Source organism: Pseudomonas sp. P1_A1 (genome assembly GCF_056406935.1).
Window position 1 is genome coordinate 177,850 of sequence record NZ_JBFTZE010000005.1, and the last position, 18,019, is coordinate 195,868.

At 60.8% G+C, this 18,019-nt stretch carries 14 protein-coding genes; 2 read left to right on the top strand and 12 right to left on the bottom strand.

The features are described from left to right. Nucleotides 1–309 precede the first annotated feature (309 nt). A complete protein-coding gene (locus AC1D2Q_RS09790; protein ID WP_018928496.1) occupies nucleotides 310–1,320 on the top strand; it encodes an extracellular solute-binding protein in 1,011 nt (336 codons plus the stop codon). Further along, nucleotides 1,320–2,885, top strand: coding sequence for an ABC transporter permease (locus AC1D2Q_RS09795; protein ID WP_477813058.1), 1,566 nt, complete (start codon nucleotides 1,320–1,322; stop codon nucleotides 2,883–2,885). The genes AC1D2Q_RS09790 and AC1D2Q_RS09795 overlap by 1 nt, the downstream gene beginning before the upstream one ends. Before the next feature lie 100 nt (nucleotides 2,886–2,985). Here the strand turns inward: AC1D2Q_RS09795 and AC1D2Q_RS09800 are convergent, their stop codons facing one another. The 12 genes from AC1D2Q_RS09800 to AC1D2Q_RS09855 all read right to left on the bottom strand — a co-directional run bounded on the left by AC1D2Q_RS09800 (nucleotide 2,986) and on the right by AC1D2Q_RS09855 (nucleotide 17,984). Then, nucleotides 2,986–4,920 (bottom strand): methyl-accepting chemotaxis protein, encoded by a 1,935-nt coding sequence (locus tag AC1D2Q_RS09800; protein ID WP_477813059.1) that lies wholly within the window; start codon nucleotides 4,918–4,920, stop codon nucleotides 2,986–2,988. Nucleotides 4,921–5,058: 138 nt separating this feature from the next. Next, the gene (locus AC1D2Q_RS09805; RefSeq protein WP_018928499.1) at nucleotides 5,059–6,351 is read right to left on the bottom strand and encodes an adenylosuccinate synthase; all 1,293 of its coding nucleotides are present in this window, start codon (nucleotides 6,349–6,351) and stop codon (nucleotides 5,059–5,061) included. 54 nt (nucleotides 6,352–6,405) lie between these two features. After that, nucleotides 6,406–7,593: an ATP phosphoribosyltransferase regulatory subunit gene (locus tag AC1D2Q_RS09810; protein ID WP_007939588.1), complete on the bottom strand. Its 1,188-nt coding sequence runs from the start codon at nucleotides 7,591–7,593 to the stop codon at nucleotides 6,406–6,408. Between the two features lie 317 nt (nucleotides 7,594–7,910). Continuing rightward, entirely contained in the window at nucleotides 7,911–8,780 is an 870-nt protein-coding gene (gene hflC / locus AC1D2Q_RS09815) for a protease modulator HflC (protein WP_007939589.1), read from the bottom strand. Continuing rightward, complete coding sequence (gene hflK, locus AC1D2Q_RS09820; protein WP_477813060.1) at nucleotides 8,780–9,952, bottom strand: FtsH protease activity modulator HflK; 1,173 nt, start codon at nucleotides 9,950–9,952, stop codon at nucleotides 8,780–8,782. Before hflK ends, hflC begins: the two co-directional genes overlap by 1 nt. A gap of 96 nt (nucleotides 9,953–10,048) precedes the next feature. Continuing rightward, nucleotides 10,049–11,350 (bottom strand): ribosome rescue GTPase HflX, encoded by a 1,302-nt coding sequence (hflX, locus tag AC1D2Q_RS09825; RefSeq protein WP_007939591.1) that lies wholly within the window; start codon nucleotides 11,348–11,350, stop codon nucleotides 10,049–10,051. Nucleotides 11,351–11,362: 12 nt separating this feature from the next. Then, entirely contained in the window at nucleotides 11,363–11,623 is a 261-nt protein-coding gene (hfq, locus tag AC1D2Q_RS09830) for an RNA chaperone Hfq (protein WP_007902656.1), read from the bottom strand. A gap of 94 nt (nucleotides 11,624–11,717) precedes the next feature. Beyond that, a complete protein-coding gene (gene miaA, locus AC1D2Q_RS09835; protein ID WP_086944079.1) occupies nucleotides 11,718–12,689 on the bottom strand; it encodes a tRNA (adenosine(37)-N6)-dimethylallyltransferase MiaA in 972 nt (323 codons plus the stop codon). Continuing rightward, nucleotides 12,689–14,599, bottom strand: coding sequence for a DNA mismatch repair endonuclease MutL (gene mutL, locus AC1D2Q_RS09840; protein WP_018928503.1), 1,911 nt, complete (start codon nucleotides 14,597–14,599; stop codon nucleotides 12,689–12,691). The genes miaA and mutL overlap by 1 nt, the downstream gene beginning before the upstream one ends. Continuing rightward, nucleotides 14,596–16,026 (bottom strand): N-acetylmuramoyl-L-alanine amidase, encoded by a 1,431-nt coding sequence (locus tag AC1D2Q_RS09845; RefSeq protein WP_477813061.1) that lies wholly within the window; start codon nucleotides 16,024–16,026, stop codon nucleotides 14,596–14,598. Before AC1D2Q_RS09845 ends, mutL begins: the two co-directional genes overlap by 4 nt. After that, complete coding sequence (tsaE, locus tag AC1D2Q_RS09850) at nucleotides 16,027–16,497, bottom strand: tRNA (adenosine(37)-N6)-threonylcarbamoyltransferase complex ATPase subunit type 1 TsaE (protein WP_477813062.1); 471 nt, start codon at nucleotides 16,495–16,497, stop codon at nucleotides 16,027–16,029. Next, nucleotides 16,485–17,984: an NAD(P)H-hydrate dehydratase gene (locus tag AC1D2Q_RS09855; protein ID WP_477813063.1), complete on the bottom strand. Its 1,500-nt coding sequence runs from the start codon at nucleotides 17,982–17,984 to the stop codon at nucleotides 16,485–16,487. The genes tsaE and AC1D2Q_RS09855 overlap by 13 nt, the downstream gene beginning before the upstream one ends. Between the last annotated feature and the right edge of the window lie 35 nt (nucleotides 17,985–18,019).

Genomic DNA, 18,019 nt, shown 5'->3' on the forward strand with positions numbered 1-18,019 from the left:
CGATCTTGAATTTCACAAGAACCCGCGAAAGCGGGTTTTTGCGTTTCTGGTGTTTGAAAATCTCATAAACACTGCAGGACGGCCTTTGTAGGAGCTGCCAAAGGCTGCGATCTTTTGATCTTCAGCAATTTCAGCTCCGCCAGCAATCAAGATCAAAAGATCGCAGCCTGCGGCAGCTCCTCCAGGATCAAGTGTTGCGTCCGAGACCGCGCCAGCAAACCCTCACCCGCCCGGCAAGGCGCACTTGAGAAACAATATCGTTTATCATTGTTTCAAGTTTTTGCAATGCGACAGTGAGGAACCCTGCGAATGATGCTTCGAAATACCCTGCGCCGCGGCCTGACCATCACCCTCCTCGGCCTGACACTCGCCACGCCCCTCACCCAAGCCGCCGATCCGGTTTCCCTGACACTCTATAACGGTCAACACAAGGAAGTCGGCGACGCCGTCGCCAAAGCCTTCGAAGCCAAGACCGGGATTCACGTCAATGTGCGCAAGGGCAGCAGCAACCAACTCGCCAGCCAGATCGTCGAAGAAGGCGATCGCTCCCCCGCCGATGTGATCTACACCGAAGAATCGCCACCGCTGAACAAGCTCGGCGAACAAGGCCTGCTGGCGAAAGCCGATGCCGCCACACTTGAAGTCCTGCCCAAGGACTACGTCGCCGGCAATGGCACCTGGATCGGCATCACCGCGCGGGTCCGGGTCGTCGCCTTCAACCCTAAACTGATCGACGAAAAAGACCTGCCCAAGTCCGTCATGGAATTCTCCGATCCAAAATGGCAAGGCAAGGTCGGCTTCGTGCCCAGCAGCGGCGCCTTCCAGGAACAGGCGGTGGCGATTATCAAGGTCCACGGGATGGACGCCGCCGAAGAATGGCTGACCGGCCTGCGTGCGTTCGGCAAAACCTACAGCAACAACATGGTTGCACTGAAAGCCGTGGAAAATGGCGAAGTCGCCACCGTGCTGGTGAACAACTACTACTGGTTCGCCTTACAGCGTGAAAAAGGCCAACTCGACTCGAAGCTGCATTACTTCACCGGTGGCGACGTCGGCGGACTGATCACCGTTTCCAGCGCTGGCGTACTGAAATCCAGCAAACATCCAAAAGAAGCCCAGCAATTGCTCGCCTACATGGCCAGCGAAGAAGGTCAGCGTGTGATCACCCAGACCACCGCTGAATACCCGCTGCACAAGGGCATGGAATCGGATCGCGGTCTCAAGCCGTTCAGCGAACTGCAAGCGCCGAACGTCACGCCAGCCGATCTCGGCAACGCCGAAGAAGCCCTGGACCTGGAACGTGACGTTGGCTTGAACTGATGAGCGCCTCGTTATCCACCCCCGCTTCGCGCGGGGGCTACATGCCAAGGCGCAAGCGGCCGTCGATCTGGCTGCTGCTACCGGTTCTGCTGCTGGTGGTACTCAGCCTGTTGCCACTGGCCTATGTCGGCCTCAAAACCTGGCAAGCCGGCTGGGCCGAGGCGCTGCATCTGTTGTGGCGGCCCTACGTGTTTGGCCTGCTGCGCAATACCCTGGCGCTGATGCTGGGTGTCACATTGGCCTGCGGTGTGATTGGCCTGTCACTTGCCTGGCTGCTGGAGCGCAGCAATCTGCCGGGACGGCGGTTATGGGGCGTGATTCTGTGCCTGCCGTTCGCGGTGCCGGCATTTGTCAGCAGTTTCACCTGGGTGTCCCTGAGTGCTCACTTCGAAGGGCTGGGCGGGGCGATTCTGGTGATGACGCTGTCCAAGTACCCGCTGATCTTTCTGCCGGTCGCGGCAACGCTGCGCAATCTCGACCCCTCTCTTGAAGAGTCTGCCCGCACCCTGGGGCAGAATCGTTGGGGTGTATTCTTCAAAATCACCCTGCCCCTGCTCTGGCCGTCACTGCTGGCCGGTTCACTGTTGATTGCGCTGCACATGCTGGTGGAGTTCGGCGCGCTGTCGATCATCGGCCTGCAAACCTTTACCACGGCGATCTATCAGCAGTTCGAACTGGAATTCAGCAACGCCAATGCAGCGATGCTTTCTGCGGTGTTGCTGGCGCTGTGCCTGGTGCTGCTATGGCTTGAGTTACGCGTGCGCGGCAAAGGCCGACATGTACGCACCGGCCAAGGCGCTGCTCGGCATGCGGAGCAGGTTCGCCTCGGGCCGTGGGCGGCTGTGGGACAACTTTACTGCTTGCTGCTGGCGATCATCGGCAGCGGCATTCCACTGGGGATGCTGGCGTACTGGCTGATGGTGGGTTCGTCGGCAGCGTTCCCGGTGGCCGCGATCAGCGAGGCATTGCTGTCGTCGCTGGCGCTATCGCTCGGTGGTGCAGCGCTGTGCCTGGTGCTGGCGGTGCCGGTGGGCTTGCTGGTGGTGCGCCATAAAGGCCGACTGGCAATCTGGGCCGAGCGCTTGCCGTATCTGCTGCATGCACTTCCGGGATTGGTGATTGCGCTGACCCTGGTGTATTTCGCCCTGCATTATGTGCCAGTGCTGTACCAGACCTCGGCGCTGCTGCTGATTGCCTATGCGCTGTTGTTTCTGCCACTGGCGCAGGCGCCGATTCGCACCGCGCTGAACAAGGCCGCACCGCAACTGGAAGAGGCCGCACGCACGCTGGGGGCGTCGTCTTTCAGCGCATTTTGTCGAGTGACCCTGCCCATCATCTTTCCCGCCTTGGGCGCTGCGTTTGCGCTGGTGTTTCTGGATGCGATGAAGGAACTGACGGCGACGCTGCTGCTCAGCCCAACCGGGCTCAATACGCTGGCGACAGAAGTTTGGGCGCATACCGCGAATGTGGAGTTTGCGGCGGCGGCGCCTTATGCGGCGTTGTTGATATTAGTGTCGGGATTGCCGGTCTATCTGCTGACGACGAGGATGTATTTGAGCCGTTGATAAAACAAAAGATCGCAGCCTTCGGCAGCTCCTACAGTGGAAACGCATTTCCCTGTGTAGGAGCTGCCGAAGGCTGCGATCTTTTGATCTGCGGGGTTTACTACGCCCTGAACTGCCCCAGGCTCGCCTTCAACTGCGCCGCCAACCCATCCAGCACCTTGCCGCTGGCCGTGGTCTCCACCACCGCCTGAGCTGCTTTTTCAGCTTGAGCATGGATGGTCTCAACCCGCCCACGCACAGCCTGCGCACCTTGCGCCTGATGCGCCGCGGCCTGGGTCGCCAGGCCGATCGCTGCATGCACCTGCTCGACCGACGCCTGCACCGACTGCTGCAACCGCGCACTGTCGCGCAACACCAGCAACCCTTCACTGGCCTGACGCCCAGCCTGTCCGATTGCCGCAACAGCCTCACGCGCGCCCTGCTGCAGCGCGACGATGTGTGCCTGAATATCGCCAGTGGAGCTCTGCGTCTTGCTCGCCAACGCCCGTACCTCGTCCGCCACCACGGCAAACCCGCGACCGGTTTCGCCGGCACGCGCCGCTTCAATCGCCGCATTGAGCGCCAGCAAGTTGGTTTGTTCGGCGATCCCGTGAATCACCGTCAGCACCACTTCAATCTGCTCACTCTGCTGCGCCAGCCGCTCGATGACTTTCGCACCGGTGTCGACTTGTCCGGCCAATGCCTCGATGAGACTGCCGACTTTCGCCGAAGTCCGGGTGTTCTCATCCGTGGCCTGACGAATGCCCACCACCTGCTGCAAAGCGGCCTGCATGGCGTGGCTTTCAGACTGGGCCTCGTCAGCCATTTGCGACAACGCGCGCAGGCTTTCGGCCACTTCATCGCGCTGCATGCCAGCCGCTGCATCGGCACCGGCATTGCGCAGGGTCATGGCGCCGATTTCCACGCCGGTACGCTGGGCCACATCGCCCGCCTCACGCACGATCGGCTGCAATTTATCCACAAAGCGATTGACCGCCGAAGCCATGTCGCCGATCTCGTCCTGACTGTTGATCTGCACGCGCTTGGTCAGGTCGCCCTCACCCGCTGCCAGGTCATCCATCGCGACAATGAGCATCTTCAAGCGATTGACCACTCGACGCCCCAGCACCAGTGCCAATAACAGCAGCACACCGAAACCCACCACCGCCAGGCCCATGCCGATGCGCCAACGCAAAGCCCCCGCGGCTTCCTGCACGGCGCCCGTGGTGTTGGCTTTCATTTCAGAAGCAGTAGACTGCGCCGATTGCAGACGCCCGCGCATCGCCGTTGCGCTGTCGGCCGCCGCACCTTTGAGGCTGTCACCCACCAATTGATCGCTGCTGGCGATCAGCGCCGAGAAGCGCTTGTCCAGCGCCGCCAAATCGGTTTCCACGGAGGCAGTTGAGACCCCCATCAAAACCTTGCCGATTTCCACGCCATTGGGACTGATCGAGGCTTCGAGGTAGTAGACCGACGGATCGCTCTTCGCTGCATCCAGCACCTTGTCCAGCGCCCGCTCGCCCTGGCCTTTCTCCAGAAGCATCTTGTTGATCGCGTTCTCTCGGTTGAGGTAACGCGTCAGGTGCTGGCCCGTGGCGTCGTCATAGACCACGAACAACACGTTGGGATTGCGCTGGGCGCGGCGAGCGAATTCGGACAGGGTGGGAATGTCGCTGTCCCACATGGCGCGGGGTGCGACCGAGGCCAGCAGTTGCGCCATGTCGTTGGCCGAGTCCTTCAGGTCCTTCTCCAGCGTCGTACGCAGTTGAGCCTGCTCGTCTTTCAAACGTGAAGATAGCCCAGCGGTCAGGCGCTGACGGGTACTGCTGGACAGGTTATCCAGGCTCGACGTGACTTCACGCCCCGCCTGCTCCAGCTCACCGGAGAGCTTTTGGCTATCGGAGCCCAGGCGCACGCCCAGATCGGTTTCCAGCGCAGTCACCGTGCTCCGGGTCAGAGCGACAGCCACCAGCACCTGCACCAAAAGGGCGATACCAAGGGTAACGAACACGGGCCGCAACAAACGGCTTTGTAACAGTGAGAGAACGGCCGACACAGGAAATCCCTCTACTCTAACGCCATTAAATTGATGGCATTCTGAAGGCGATATTCACAGCAAAGGTCATGCCGTCCAACAGGCATAAACGACAAAGGCCCCGATTAAGGGGCCTTTGTTTTTTGCATCAACGACTTATCAAGCAAACGGATGACGCAGAACGATGGTTTCGTTGCGGTCCGGGCCCGTCGAAATAATGTCGATCGGCGCGCCGACCAACTCTTCGATGCGCTTGATGTAGTTGCGCGCAGCCTGAGGCAGCTCTTCCAGGGTCTTGGCACCCAGGGTCGACTCGCTCCAGCCCGGCATCTGCTCGTACACCGGCTCCAGGCCGATGTAGCTGTCGGCGTCGGTCGGTGCGTCGATCACTGCACCATCCTCGTTCTTGTAGCCTACGCAGATGTTGATGGTTTCCAGGCCGTCCAGCACGTCCAGCTTGGTCAGGCACAGGCCCGAGATGCTGTTCACATCGATGGCGCGACGCAGGATCACGGCATCGAACCAGCCGCAACGACGGGCACGGCCGGTGGTGGCGCCGAACTCGTGGCCACGCTTGGCCAGGAACGCACCAACGTCGTCGAACAGCTCAGTCGGGAACGGACCGGAACCGACGCGCGTGGTGTAAGCCTTGGTGATGCCGAGGATGTAGTCCAGGAACATCGGACCAACACCCGAACCGGTGGCGATGCCGCCAGCGGTGGTGTTGGAGCTGGTGACGTACGGGTAGGTGCCGTGGTCGATGTCCAGCAGGGAGCCCTGGGCGCCTTCGAACATGATGTCCTTGCCGGCACGACGCAGGTTGTGCAGCTCTGCGGTGACGTCGAGCATCATCGGCTTGAGCAGCTCGGCGTATTCCATGCACTCGTCGAGTGTCTTCTGGAAGTCGATCGCTGGCTCTTTGTAGTAATTGACCAGTACGAAGTTGTGGTAGTCCAGCAACTCGCCCAGCTTGGCGGCGAAACGCTCACGGTGGAACAGATCACCGATGCGCAGACCGCGACGGGCAACCTTGTCTTCGTAAGCCGGGCCGATGCCGCGACCGGTGGTGCCGATCTTCAGCTCGCCACGGGCCTTTTCACGGGCCTGGTCCAGCGCTACGTGGTAGGACAGGATCAGCGGGCAGGACGGGCTGATACGCAGGCGCTCGCGCACCGGTACGCCTTTCTCTTCCAGCTTGTTGATTTCCCGCAGCAGGGCGTCGGGTGCAACTACCACGCCGTTACCGATCAGGCACTGCACGCCTTCGCGCAGCACGCCAGACGGGATCAGGTGCAAGACGGTTTTTTCGCCGTCGATCACCAGAGTGTGACCAGCGTTGTGGCCACCTTGGTAGCGCACTACGGCGGCAGCATGTTCGGTCAGCAGATCAACGATCTTGCCTTTGCCCTCATCACCCCATTGGGTGCCCAGGACTACGACATTCTTACCCATAACACTTGTCCTCATTCGCGCAAACTTGGTGCCGGCGGCGGCCGGCAGGAAAACTCAAGAAGCCAGTGGCGATACTTGCCAAAGCCCGTTCTGCTGAATCAATTGCCGGTCGCAGTCCGCTTCACGGGCGGCGGCCAAAGGTTGCCCAGGCAATGCCTGAACGACACGCTGACCCTCACTGCGCAACTGGCAAACCTGCTGCCAGAGTGCTGCATCCGTACTGTCAGGCATCCAGATACCGCCAGACGGTAGCTCGATCTCAGCACGCCCCAGGGTCACCAGGGTTTTCAAATCGGTGGAGAAGCCTGTCGCCGGACGGGCGCGACCGAAGTCGGCACCGATATCGTCGTAACGACCGCCCTGAGCGATGGACTGGCCAACACCCGGCACGAACACGGCGAACACCACACCGGTGTGGTAGTGGTAGCCGCGTAATTCGCCCAGGTCGAAGTACAGCGGTAACTCCGGGAAACGCGTGGACAGACGCTCGGCAATCGCCAGCAAATCGTCCAGGGCCGCCAGAACAGGCGCCGGCGCATTGGCCAGACGCTCGCGGGCAGCGCTCAACACTTCACGACCGCCACACAGGTCGACCAACGCTCGCAGCATGCCCGACAGATCGGCAGGCAGGCCTTCGGTCAAGGTAATGACCTCGTCGATGGCTTTACGTTGCAATGCATCGAACAACTGTTGCTCGACTTCGCCGGACAAACCGGCGGCGCGGGCCAGGCCGCGGTAGATGCCGACATGCCCGAGATCCATGTGCACATCCGGCACATCGGCCAGTTGCAGCATGGCCAGCATCAGGCTGATGACTTCCACGTCGCTGCTCGGGCTGGCATCGCCGTACAACTCGGCGCCCAGTTGAATCGGGCTGCGCGAGGACGACAACGCACGTGGCTGAGCATGCAGCACGCTACCGGCATAGCACAGACGGCTCGGGCCTTCGCGACGCAGGGTGTGCGCATCGATGCGCGCCACTTGCGGCGTGATGTCGGCACGGAAACCCATCTGCCGGCCCGACTGCGGGTCGATGACCTTGAAGGTGCGCAGATCGAGGTCCTGGCCTGCGCCGGTCAGCAGGGATTCCAGGTACTCGATATGGGGAGTCACGACAAACTCGTAACCCCAGCTCTGGAACAGATCCAACACCTGGCGACGCGCAACTTCGATGCGCGCAGCCTCCGGTGGCAGTACTTCTTCGATGCCATCTGGCAGCAGCCAGCGGTCTACCGTTGCCATTACGCCATTCCCCTATGATCCGGGCAGCAAGCCTTTGGGCGAGCCTTGAGTGAAGCAGAAAATGATCGGCTCATGTGCATAAACCCCGCGCATGAACAACGTGGCGAAAAGCCTGGAACCGGCTTCGCCAACCACTTTCCTCGAAAAACCTGTCGAGTCATTCAACTCGGGCGCCTGCATAAGAACAGCAATCAAACGTGCAGACGCAAAAAAGCCGGGAATTTCCCGGCTGCCGCATCATACACACGTTTTCCCAAAGGATCACCCCGCCCGAGGCTTTAGCCGCCAGGCGGGGGATGATTCAGGTCAACGTCGTATCAAGGCTTGGCTTTTTCCAGGTAACGGAAGAAGTCACTGCTCGGGTCCAGGACCATGACGTCGGATTTGTTCGCGAAGCTTTCACGGTAGGCACGCAGGCTACGGTAGAACGCGTAGAACTCCTGATCCTGGCCGTAGGCCTTGGAGTAGATCGCAGCAGCCTGGGCATCACCGTCACCGCGAACCTCTTCGGATTCACGATAGGCTTCAGCCAGCAGCACGCGGCGTTGACGGTCGGCGTCGGCACGGATGCCTTCGGCCAGCTCGTTACCCTTGGCGCGGTGCTCGCGAGCTTCACGCTCACGCTCGGTGCTCATACGCTCGAACACGCTGCGGTTCACTTCCTTCGGCAGGTCGATGGCTTTGACCCGGACATCGACAACTTCAATGCCCAGCTCTTTTTCTGCCATCTTGTTCAGCGAAGCGGTGATGTCCGCCATCAGCGCATCACGCTCACCGGACACCACTTCGTGCAGGGTGCGTTTACCGAACTGGTCACGCAGGCCCGACTCCAGACGACGGGAAAGACGCTCGTCGGCAATCTGCTTGAGGCCGGAAGTCGCGGTGTAGAAGCGCTCGGCATCTTTCACGCGCCACTTGGCGTAGGCATCGACCATCACGGCTTTCTTTTCCAGCGTCAGGAAGCGCTGTGTCGGTGCATCCAGCGTCATCAGGCGCGCATCGAATATGCGCACCTTGTTGACGTAAGGCACTTTCACATGCAGGCCCGGCTGAACATCGGCCTGGACCACGCGACCGAACTGCAGCAACACCGCACGCTCGGTCTGAGCCACGATGTAGAAGCAGTTCCAGGCAACGATCGCCACGACGACGCCGACAATAAGGGCGATCAGCGATTTATTGCTCATCAGCGACTCTCCCTGGTACGTGCCTGCTGTTGCTGCATATCAGCTGCCGCACGCACATTCACTTCATTGCTGCTGGCTGCTGCGCCGGTCACCGGAGTGCTGGTGCGGCGACCATCCTCGACCATCTTGTCCAGCGGCAGATACAGCAGATTGCTCTGGCCATTCTTGTTGCCGGTCACGAGAACCTTGCTGGTGTTGCTGAAGATTTCCTGCATGGTGTCCAGGTACAGACGCTGACGGGTAACTTCAGGCGCCTTGCGGTACTCGGCCACCAGCTTGGTGAAGCGGTCAGCCTCACCCTTGGCGCGGGAGACGGTCTCGTCGCGGTAACCATTGGCATCCTCGAGGATGCGCTGGGCCTGACCACGGGCTTCCGGCACGACGCCGTTGGCGTAGGTTTCAGCCTGGTTACGCGAACGCTGCTCGTCTTCACGGGCGCGGATCACGTCATCGAAGGCCTCCTGGACTTCACGCGGTGCAGCAGCGCTCTGTACGTTGACCTGAGTGACGGTGATACCGGTGCGATAGGTATCGAGGAAACGTTGCAGACGCTCCTTGATTTCGCTGGCCATCAATTCACGACCTTCGGTCAGCACCTGGTCCATGGCGGTAGAACCCACCACATGGCGCAAAGCACTGTCGGTCGCATGCTGCAGGCTGGTTTCCGGCTGATCGACGTTCAGCACGAAGTCCTGCAGGTTGCTGATCTTGTACTGCACAGTCAGCGGCACTTCGACGATGTTTTCGTCTTCAGTCAGCATTTGACCCTGCTTGGTGTAGGCACGCTCACGCGTGACGTTTTCCAGGTACTTGCGATCGATCGGCGGGAAATAGATGTTCAGGCCCGGGCCGACGGTTTCATAGTATTTGCCGAAGCGCAGCACCACGGCCTGCTCCTGCTCGTCGACCACGTAGACAGCGCTATACAGCCACACGGCTGCCAGCACGGTCAGACCGATGCCGAGCAGGCCACCAAAGCCGCCACTCTTGCCCGGACCACCACCCTCGTCACCGCGTTTCTTGCCACCACCGAACAACCCGTTCAGGCTTTCCTGCAGCTTTCGGAAGGCCTCGTCGAGATCCGGTGGTCCCTTGCGGTCGCCGTTATTGCGGCGCTTGCCACCCCAAGGATCCTGATTATTCGAGTTGCCACCCGGCTCATTCCAAGCCATAGCGCTCTCCATCTGATAAAGCAAAGACGCACCCACGGCGCGCCGACCAATGCTACAGAATGCCTGTCACCGCGGCACAACCGCTTTCTCAGGCTTTTATTGCAAAGTGTGTTGCTCGATGAATTCCATCGGTTGCAGACCTTCGCGGCTCACGAGTCGATTCAATTCGATCCGCGGCAAGCGAACGGCCAGCAGGCTGATGCCTTCTTCGTCGTGTTCTTCTTTTTGCACCGCACCGAGCTCGAAAAACTGCGCACGCAGTCGAGCAAAACGTTGCGGCAAGCGCAAGGTGCCAACAAACAAATCGCTGCCCAACAGTTCCGCCACTGCCTGCTTGAGCAAGTCCAGGCCGGTACCGTCCTTTGCCGACAACCAGACCCGCTGCGGCTTGCCATCGGCATCGCGCTGGATCTGCGGCTCAACCCCCTCGAGCAAATCGAGTTTGTTGTATACCTCAAGGATCGGCAAGTCTTGTGCCCCGATCTCCCCGAGCACCACCATGACCTGTTCGATCTGGGCCATACGATCGGGCTCGTGCGCATCGATCACGTGCAGCAGCAGGTCGGAGTTGCTCGACTCTTCGAGCGTAGCTCGAAATGCCTCGACCAGTTTGTGCGGCAGGTGACGAATGAAGCCCACGGTGTCGGCCAATACGATCGGCCCGAGGTCCTCGAGCTCGAGTCGGCGCAAGGTCGGGTCGAGGGTCGCGAATAGCTGGTTGGCGGCAAAGACGTCGGAATCGGTGACCGAGTTGAACAGCGTCGATTTGCCGGCGTTGGTATAACCCACCAGTGAAACCGTCGGAATGTCAGCACGTTTGCGCCCACGACGAGACTGCTCGCGCTGGCTGCGGACCTTTTCCAGGCGCCCCTTGATCTGACGCAGACGAATCCGCAACAGGCGCCGGTCGGTTTCCAGCTGGGTTTCACCCGGCCCGCGCAGACCGATACCGCCCTTCTGCCGCTCAAGGTGAGTCCAGCCGCGAACCAGACGCGTACTCATGTACTCAAGCTGGGCCAGTTCGACCTGGAGCTTGCCTTCATGGGTGCGGGCGCGTTGGGCGAAGATATCGAGAATCAGACCCGTGCGATCGATCACGCGACACTCGAAAATACGTTCGAGGTTACGTTCCTGACTGGGCGTGAGGATGTGATTGAAAATCACCAGATCGACCTGTTCGGCTTTGACCAGGTCGCGTAACTCTTCGACCTTGCCGCTGCTGATCAGGGTTTTGGCGGTTGGCCGATGACGCGGCACGTTAAAAAACGCGACGGTCTCGGCACCAGCCGAAATTGCCAACTCCTGAAACTCCTGCGGATCTTCGCGCGCCTCAGGGTCCTGACCATCCAAGTGAACGAGAATTGCCCGCTCACCACCACCGTGGCGCTCAAAGAACAAAGGAGACTCCTATCAGGCGTTACCTGGCTCAGCGTCACCTGCTTCGGATTCGGTTGCGCTAGGCAGACGAATTGGACGAACTGGCACCACTGTAGAGATAGCGTGTTTGTAAACCATCTGGCTGACGGTGTTTTTCAGCAGGATAACGAACTGGTCGAAAGACTCGATCGTGCCTTGCAGTTTGATCCCGTTGACCAGGTAGATGGAAACCCCCACTTTCTCTTTACGTAAAGTATTCAAGTAAGGGTCTTGTAGCGAATGCCCTTTTGACATGTGCCGCACTCCTTTAAGGATTCAATATAAAAAATAGGTAAACAGATGGCTTGGGGCCGTCACACCCCCAAGGATAGACGGCAATTGCAAGGACTCAGCTCAATATGGAGATGGTCCCGAGGTATTTCAAGGCGCGCGGCAGATTGTCGCAATCGAGGCTGTCCAACCAGTGTAAATCAGCCCAACTGCGCAGCCAGGTGAACTGGCGCTTCGCCAATTGGCGCGTGGCAATGATTCCACGCTCCTGCATCTCGGCTTGCGTCAGCTTGCCATCCAGGTAATCCCAGACTTGTCGATAGCCTACAGCACGTATAGACGGCAACCCGGAATGCAAGTCACCTCTATCTCGCAGGGCTACGACCTCGTCGACGAATCCCTGTTCCAACATATTTGTGAATCTTTGTTTAATGCGCTCGTGCAGTACTTGGCGATTTGCCGGAGCGATGGCCAAGTTCGCGACAGTATAGGGCAATTGTTGCAGTCCCGAAGCGGCTGCTTCAGTACTTTGCGCAGATTGTCGCAAGCGTAGCTCAGTCATGCTCTGACCGCTGACGCGATAAACTTCCAGTGCACGACTGAGGCGCTGCGGATCGTTCGGGTGAATTCTCGCCGCGGATTGCGGATCAATCACCGCCAATTGATCGTGCAGGGCTTGCCAGCCAAGGCGTGCAGCCTCTTCTTCGATTTGCGCACGAACGTCCGCATCGGCCGCCGGCATGTCGGCCAGACCTTCGAGCAAAGCCTTGTAATAGAGCATTGTGCCGCCCACCAGCAGCGGAATATTGCCCCGCGCGGTGATCTCGCCCATGGCTTGCAACGCATCGCGACGGAAATCCGCGGCGGAATAACTCTCGGCCGGGTCGAGAATGTCGATCAGACGATGCGGGAATTCGGCCAGGATCTCTTTGGAGGGCTTGGCGGTGCCGATGTCCATGCCGCGATAAACCAGCGCCGAATCGACACTGATCAGCTCGCAGGGCAGGACCTTGGTGAGTTCGATGGCCAGGTCGGTCTTGCCGGCGGCCGTCGGCCCCATCAGGAAAATCGCGGGAGGGAACTGGCTCATCAACGACCGCGCAAGAACAGTTTGTCCAGATCGTCCAGGCCCAGTTGGGTCCAGGTCGGTCGGCCATGGTTGCATTGACCGCTGCGCTCGGTGTTTTCCATGTCCCGCAGCAGACCGTTCATTTCCGGCAAGGCCAGGCGCCGATTCGCGCGAATCGCACCGTGGCAGGCCATGGTGCCGAGCAGTTCGTTCAGGTGCGCCTGAATCCGGTCGCTGGTGCCGTATTCCATCAAATCCGCCAGCACATCGCTAACCAGTCGGTTGGCCTCGGCCTGTTTCAGCAACGCGGGGATTTGCCGGATGGCCAGGGTTTCCGGGCCAAGGCGCTGCAATTCAAAACCAAGACGCTGGAACCAGGCGACGTTTTCTTCTGCGCAATCGGCTTCGCGCTGGCTGACCGCCAGGGACTCCGGCACCAGCAACGGCTGACCGCTCAGGCCTTCGCTGGCCATGGCGACTTTCAGGCGTTCGTACATGATCCGCTCATGGGCGGCATGCATGTCTACCAGCACCAGGCCCTGGGCGTTTTCCGAAAGAATGTAGATGCCCTTGAGCTGCGCCAGTGCATAACCCAGCGGCGGAATGTCGTCCTGCCCGGCCGGCAGCGCGACTGCGTTGGCTTCGGGTAACGGCGCGAAGAACTCGCGATAGGCCGCCTGAGCTTCGGCGACGGGCACGCCGGACTGAGGCCGCGGCGTGTATTGATACTGATAACCGGCACCGGCGCCAGAGCCCGCCGAAGTATTGAAGGACGGCTGAGCCTGAGGCTGCTCCAGCAGCGCATTGGCCGCCAGACGCATCTCGCCCTGCGGGCCGAACTCGCCGGCTTCGATACCGGTTGGCCGGACCATAGCTGTCGCGACAGGCGCGGCCAACTGGTCTTCCGGCCGCACATCACCCAAGGCACGATGCAAAGTGCCGTAAAGGAAGTCGTGAACCATGCGCCCGTCACGGAAACGAACTTCGTGTTTGGTCGGGTGCACGTTGACGTCGACGCCCGCCGGATCGACTTCGAAAAACAGCACGAATGTCGGGTGCCGACCGTTGAACAGCACGTCGCGATACGCCTGGCGCACCGCGTGTGCTACCAGTTTGTCGCGCACGGCACGGCCATTCACAAAGAAATACTGCAAATCCGCCTGGCTGCGGTTGAAGGTCGGCAACCCGACCCAACCCCACAAATGCAGGCCATTGCGTTCGATTTCGATCGGCAGCGCCTGCTCCAGAAAGCCCGCCCCACAGATCGCCGCCACACGCCGGGCGCGGGCCGCGTCATCATGGGCTTCGTGCAGACTGAGGATGGTTTTGCCGTTGTGACGCAGATGGAACGCCACATCGAACCGCGCCAGCGCCAGACGCTTGATCACTTCTTGCAGGTGATCGAATTCGGTTTTTTCGGTCTTGAGAAACTTGCGGCGCGCCGGGGTATTGAAGAACAAATCGCGCACTTCCACCGAAGTGCCCACCGGATGGGCCGCTGGTTGCACGCGAGCCGCCATGTCCCGGCCTTCGGTTTCCACCTGCCAGGCTTGATCGGCGTCGCGAGTGCGGGAAGTCAGGGTCAGACGCGCCACGGAACTGATGGAGGCCAGCGCCTCACCACGAAACCCCAGGCTCATGACCTGTTCGAGGTCTTCCAGGTTGCGAATCTTGCTGGTGGCGTGACGGGCCAGGGCCAAAGGCAGGTCATCGGCGGAAATGCCGCTGCCATCGTCGCGTACCCGCAGCAGCTTGACACCGCCCTGCTCCACATCGACATCGATGCGTTTGGCGCCGGAGTCGAGGCTGTTTTCCAGCAACTCCTTGATCACCGAGGCCGGGCGCTCAACCACTTCACCAGCGGCAATCTGGTTCGCCAGCCGTGGGCTGAGTAGCTCGATACGCGCCGTGTTGGTCAGCACCTGGTTCATTCTTTGGCCGCCAGTTCAGTGCCTGGAATGGTCAACGTCTGACCAATCTTCAGTTCGTCACTTTGCAAGTTGTTGGCACTGCGCAAGGTGGCCGCAGACACCTGATAACGCACAGCGATCATCGCCAGGGTTTCGCCGGGGCTCACGCGATGGTCACGCGGGCCTTGGGCGATCTTGCCGGAATCGCGCAGCCAGGCAATGTAAGTGCCCGGCGGCGGGTTCTGCTGGAAGAATTGCCGCACGCCGCTGCTGATGGAGCGCGCCAGCGCCTGCTGGTGACTCGATGCCGCGAGTTTCGAGGCTTCGTTGGCGTTGGAGATGAACCCGGTTTCCACCAGGATCGACGGGATGTCCGGCGACTTCAACACCATGAACCCGGCTTGCTCGACACGTTGTTTGTGCAGCGGCGTGACGCGACCGATGTTGCTCAAGACTTTCTGGCCAACGTTCAGACTGGAAGTCAGGGAAGCGGTCATCGACAGGTCGAGCAGCACGCCGGCGAGCATCCGGTCCTTGTCGTCGAGGCTGACGTTGCCGGCACCGCCGATCAAGTCGGAACGGTTTTCGCTGTCGGCCAGCCAACGGGCGGTCTCCGACGTAGCGCCGCGGTCAGACAGGGCAAACACCGACGCACCGAACGCAGCGGCTGAAGGCGCGGCGTCGGCGTGGATCGAGACGAACAGGTCGGCGCCCTTCTTGCGGGCGATTTCGGTACGACCGCGCAACGGAATGAAGTAGTCGCCAGTACGGGTCAGTTCGGCGCGGAAACCTTTCATGCCATTGACCTGACGCTGCAGTTCACGGGCGATGGCCAACACCACGTCTTTTTCACGCTGACCGCGAGAGCCCGAGGCGCCCGGGTCTTCGCCGCCGTGACCGGCATCGATCACCACGATAATGTCGCGCTTGCCAGCCGGTGCAGGTGGCAGCTTGATCGAAGGCTCGGACGGCGTGACGGGTACGGCGGGTACCGTGGCCACAGACGGTGTTGGCGCAGGCGATGGCGCGGCGTCGGCCGCGTTGTCGAACAGGTCGACTACCAGGCGATTGCCGTACTGGGCGTTCGGCGCCAAGGTGAAGCTTTTCGGCGTGACGGCTTTTTTCAGGTCGATGACCACCCGCAAATCGGTCGGCGTACGCTGAGCCGAACGCATTGCCGTGATCGGCGTGTTGGCCGTGGAGACGTTCAGTGGCGAGCCGAGCGTCGCGCCATTGATGTCGATTACCAGCCGATCCGGTGCGGTCAGGGTAAAGACGCTGTGCTGGACAGGCCCCGTCAGGTCGAACACCAGTCGAGTGTTATCCGGCGCCCGCCAAAGGCGAACACTGTTGACCTTCGTCTCGGCCACAGCGTCGACGGTCACCGCCAAAAACAACACCCCTACGGCAGCAACCAACGCGCGAAAGCGCATACCTAACCCCATCATTTATTTGGATTCCAATGCCAAAACGGCACACCACGACTCGCCACGCGAGCCCTGGGGCAAAATTCTCAGCGAACGCCCGCTGTCTTGCGGGCTAATGGTAATGGTCAGGTCGGGCTTTGGCAAAAAGCCTGCACCCTTCTGGGGCCATTCAATAAGACATAATGCGTCGTCATCGAAATAGTCGCGGATGCCGAGGTACTCCAGCTCCTCGGGGTCGACCAATCGATATAAGTCGAAATGGAAGGCGCGGACGGCGCCGATCTCGTAAGGCTCGACCAGGGTAAAGGTCGGACTTTTTACCGCGCCGATATGCCCCAGGCCACGGATGATGCCCCGGGACAGTGTGGTTTTCCCCGCGCCCAGATCCCCTTCAAGAAAGATCAGACCGTGCCCTCCGGTGGTTTTGGCGATACGTGCGCCAAAATCGCTCATGGCCTGCTCATCAGCCAGGTACAGGGTTACTTCAGACACGGTGCTTGCTCCTCCAACAACTGACGAATGGCTGGAATCAGATCACTGGCCGCCAGCCCGCGGCCGAATTTACCTTGTTGCTCGCCGGCGTTGGCGTGCAGCCAGACCGCCAGGCATGCCGCGTCATACGCGTCCAGGCCCTGAGCGAGCAAGGCACCCACCAGACCGGCCAGCACATCGCCCAAACCTGCGCTGGCCATGGCCGGATGACCCTGATGACACAACGCCAGGCGCCCATCGGGGCTAGCGATCAAACTGCCAGCGCCCTTGAGCACCACCACCGCTGTATATTTTTTGCTCAACGCATGGGCGGCAGCCGGGCGGTCAGCCTGTACGGCGGCTGTCGATATCCCCAGCAATCGTGCCGCTTCGCCCGGATGCGGCGTGATGACACTACCTGCGGGCAAGCTCACGCCACCTTCGGCCAACAGGTTCAACGCATCGGCATCCCAGACTTGTGGCTGCGACGCATTGGCCGCGGCCGACAACAGACTGCGTCCCCAGGCGGCCTGCCCCAGCCCCGGGCCGACGACCAGCACCGTGGCCTTCTCCAGCAGGCCCATCAATTGATTGGCCGACGACGTGCCGAGCACCATGGCTTCCGGCAAACGCGCCAGGGCGGCCGGAACATGCTCGCTGCGGGTGGCCACGGACACCATGCCGGCACCGCTGCGCAGGGCACTTTGTGCACTAAGCAGGATGGCGCCGCCAAAACCGCGATCACCGCCAACGAGCAATACGTGACCGAATTTGCCTTTGTGGGCAGTTGGAGCGCGGCCGGTCAGACGCGGCACATTACCGGCCGTCAGGCGACGCGCACTGATCTCGGCCCCAATAAATGTCTCGGGGGCGACGTGCAGATCGTTGAATACCAAATCGCCCACCACGTCCGCCGCGTCACCGGTGAACAGCCCCACCTTCAACCCGATGAACGTCACCGTCAGGTCTGCTCGAACCGCAATGCCGAGCTGGCGCCCCGTATCGGCGCACAGCCCCGAGGGGATATCCACCGCCGCAACCGGTAACCCACTGGCGTTGATCGCGGCGATGACGCTGGCGTACGGCTCGCGCACTTCCCCGGTCAGGCCGGTGCCGAGCAAGGCGTCCAGCACAATGCCGCGTAACTCGGAGTGCGGGCTCCAGCTTTGAATGGCGACACCTTCGGCCACCGCCTCGGCATGGGCCGACGCGGCATCGCCTTGCAAACGCCCTGGGTCGCCAGCCGCCAATACCCGCACATGCCAGCCGGCGCGTCGGGCCAGCACCGCCACCAGATAACCGTCGCCCGCGTTATTGCCGTGACCGGCCACCACGCTCAATTCGTGTGCCGTCGGCCAATGGCGGACCAGCGCACGCCAGGTCGCCCGTGCCGCACGCTGCATCAATTCGAAGCCCGGTGTACCGGCCGCGATCACACTCGCATCGAGCCCTCGGACTTGCGCGGCGCTATACAGCGCGTCGGGTAATTCATCTTTAGTGTGCGGCATGCGTCTTCAGGCTCCGATGTCTGGCAGAATTATAC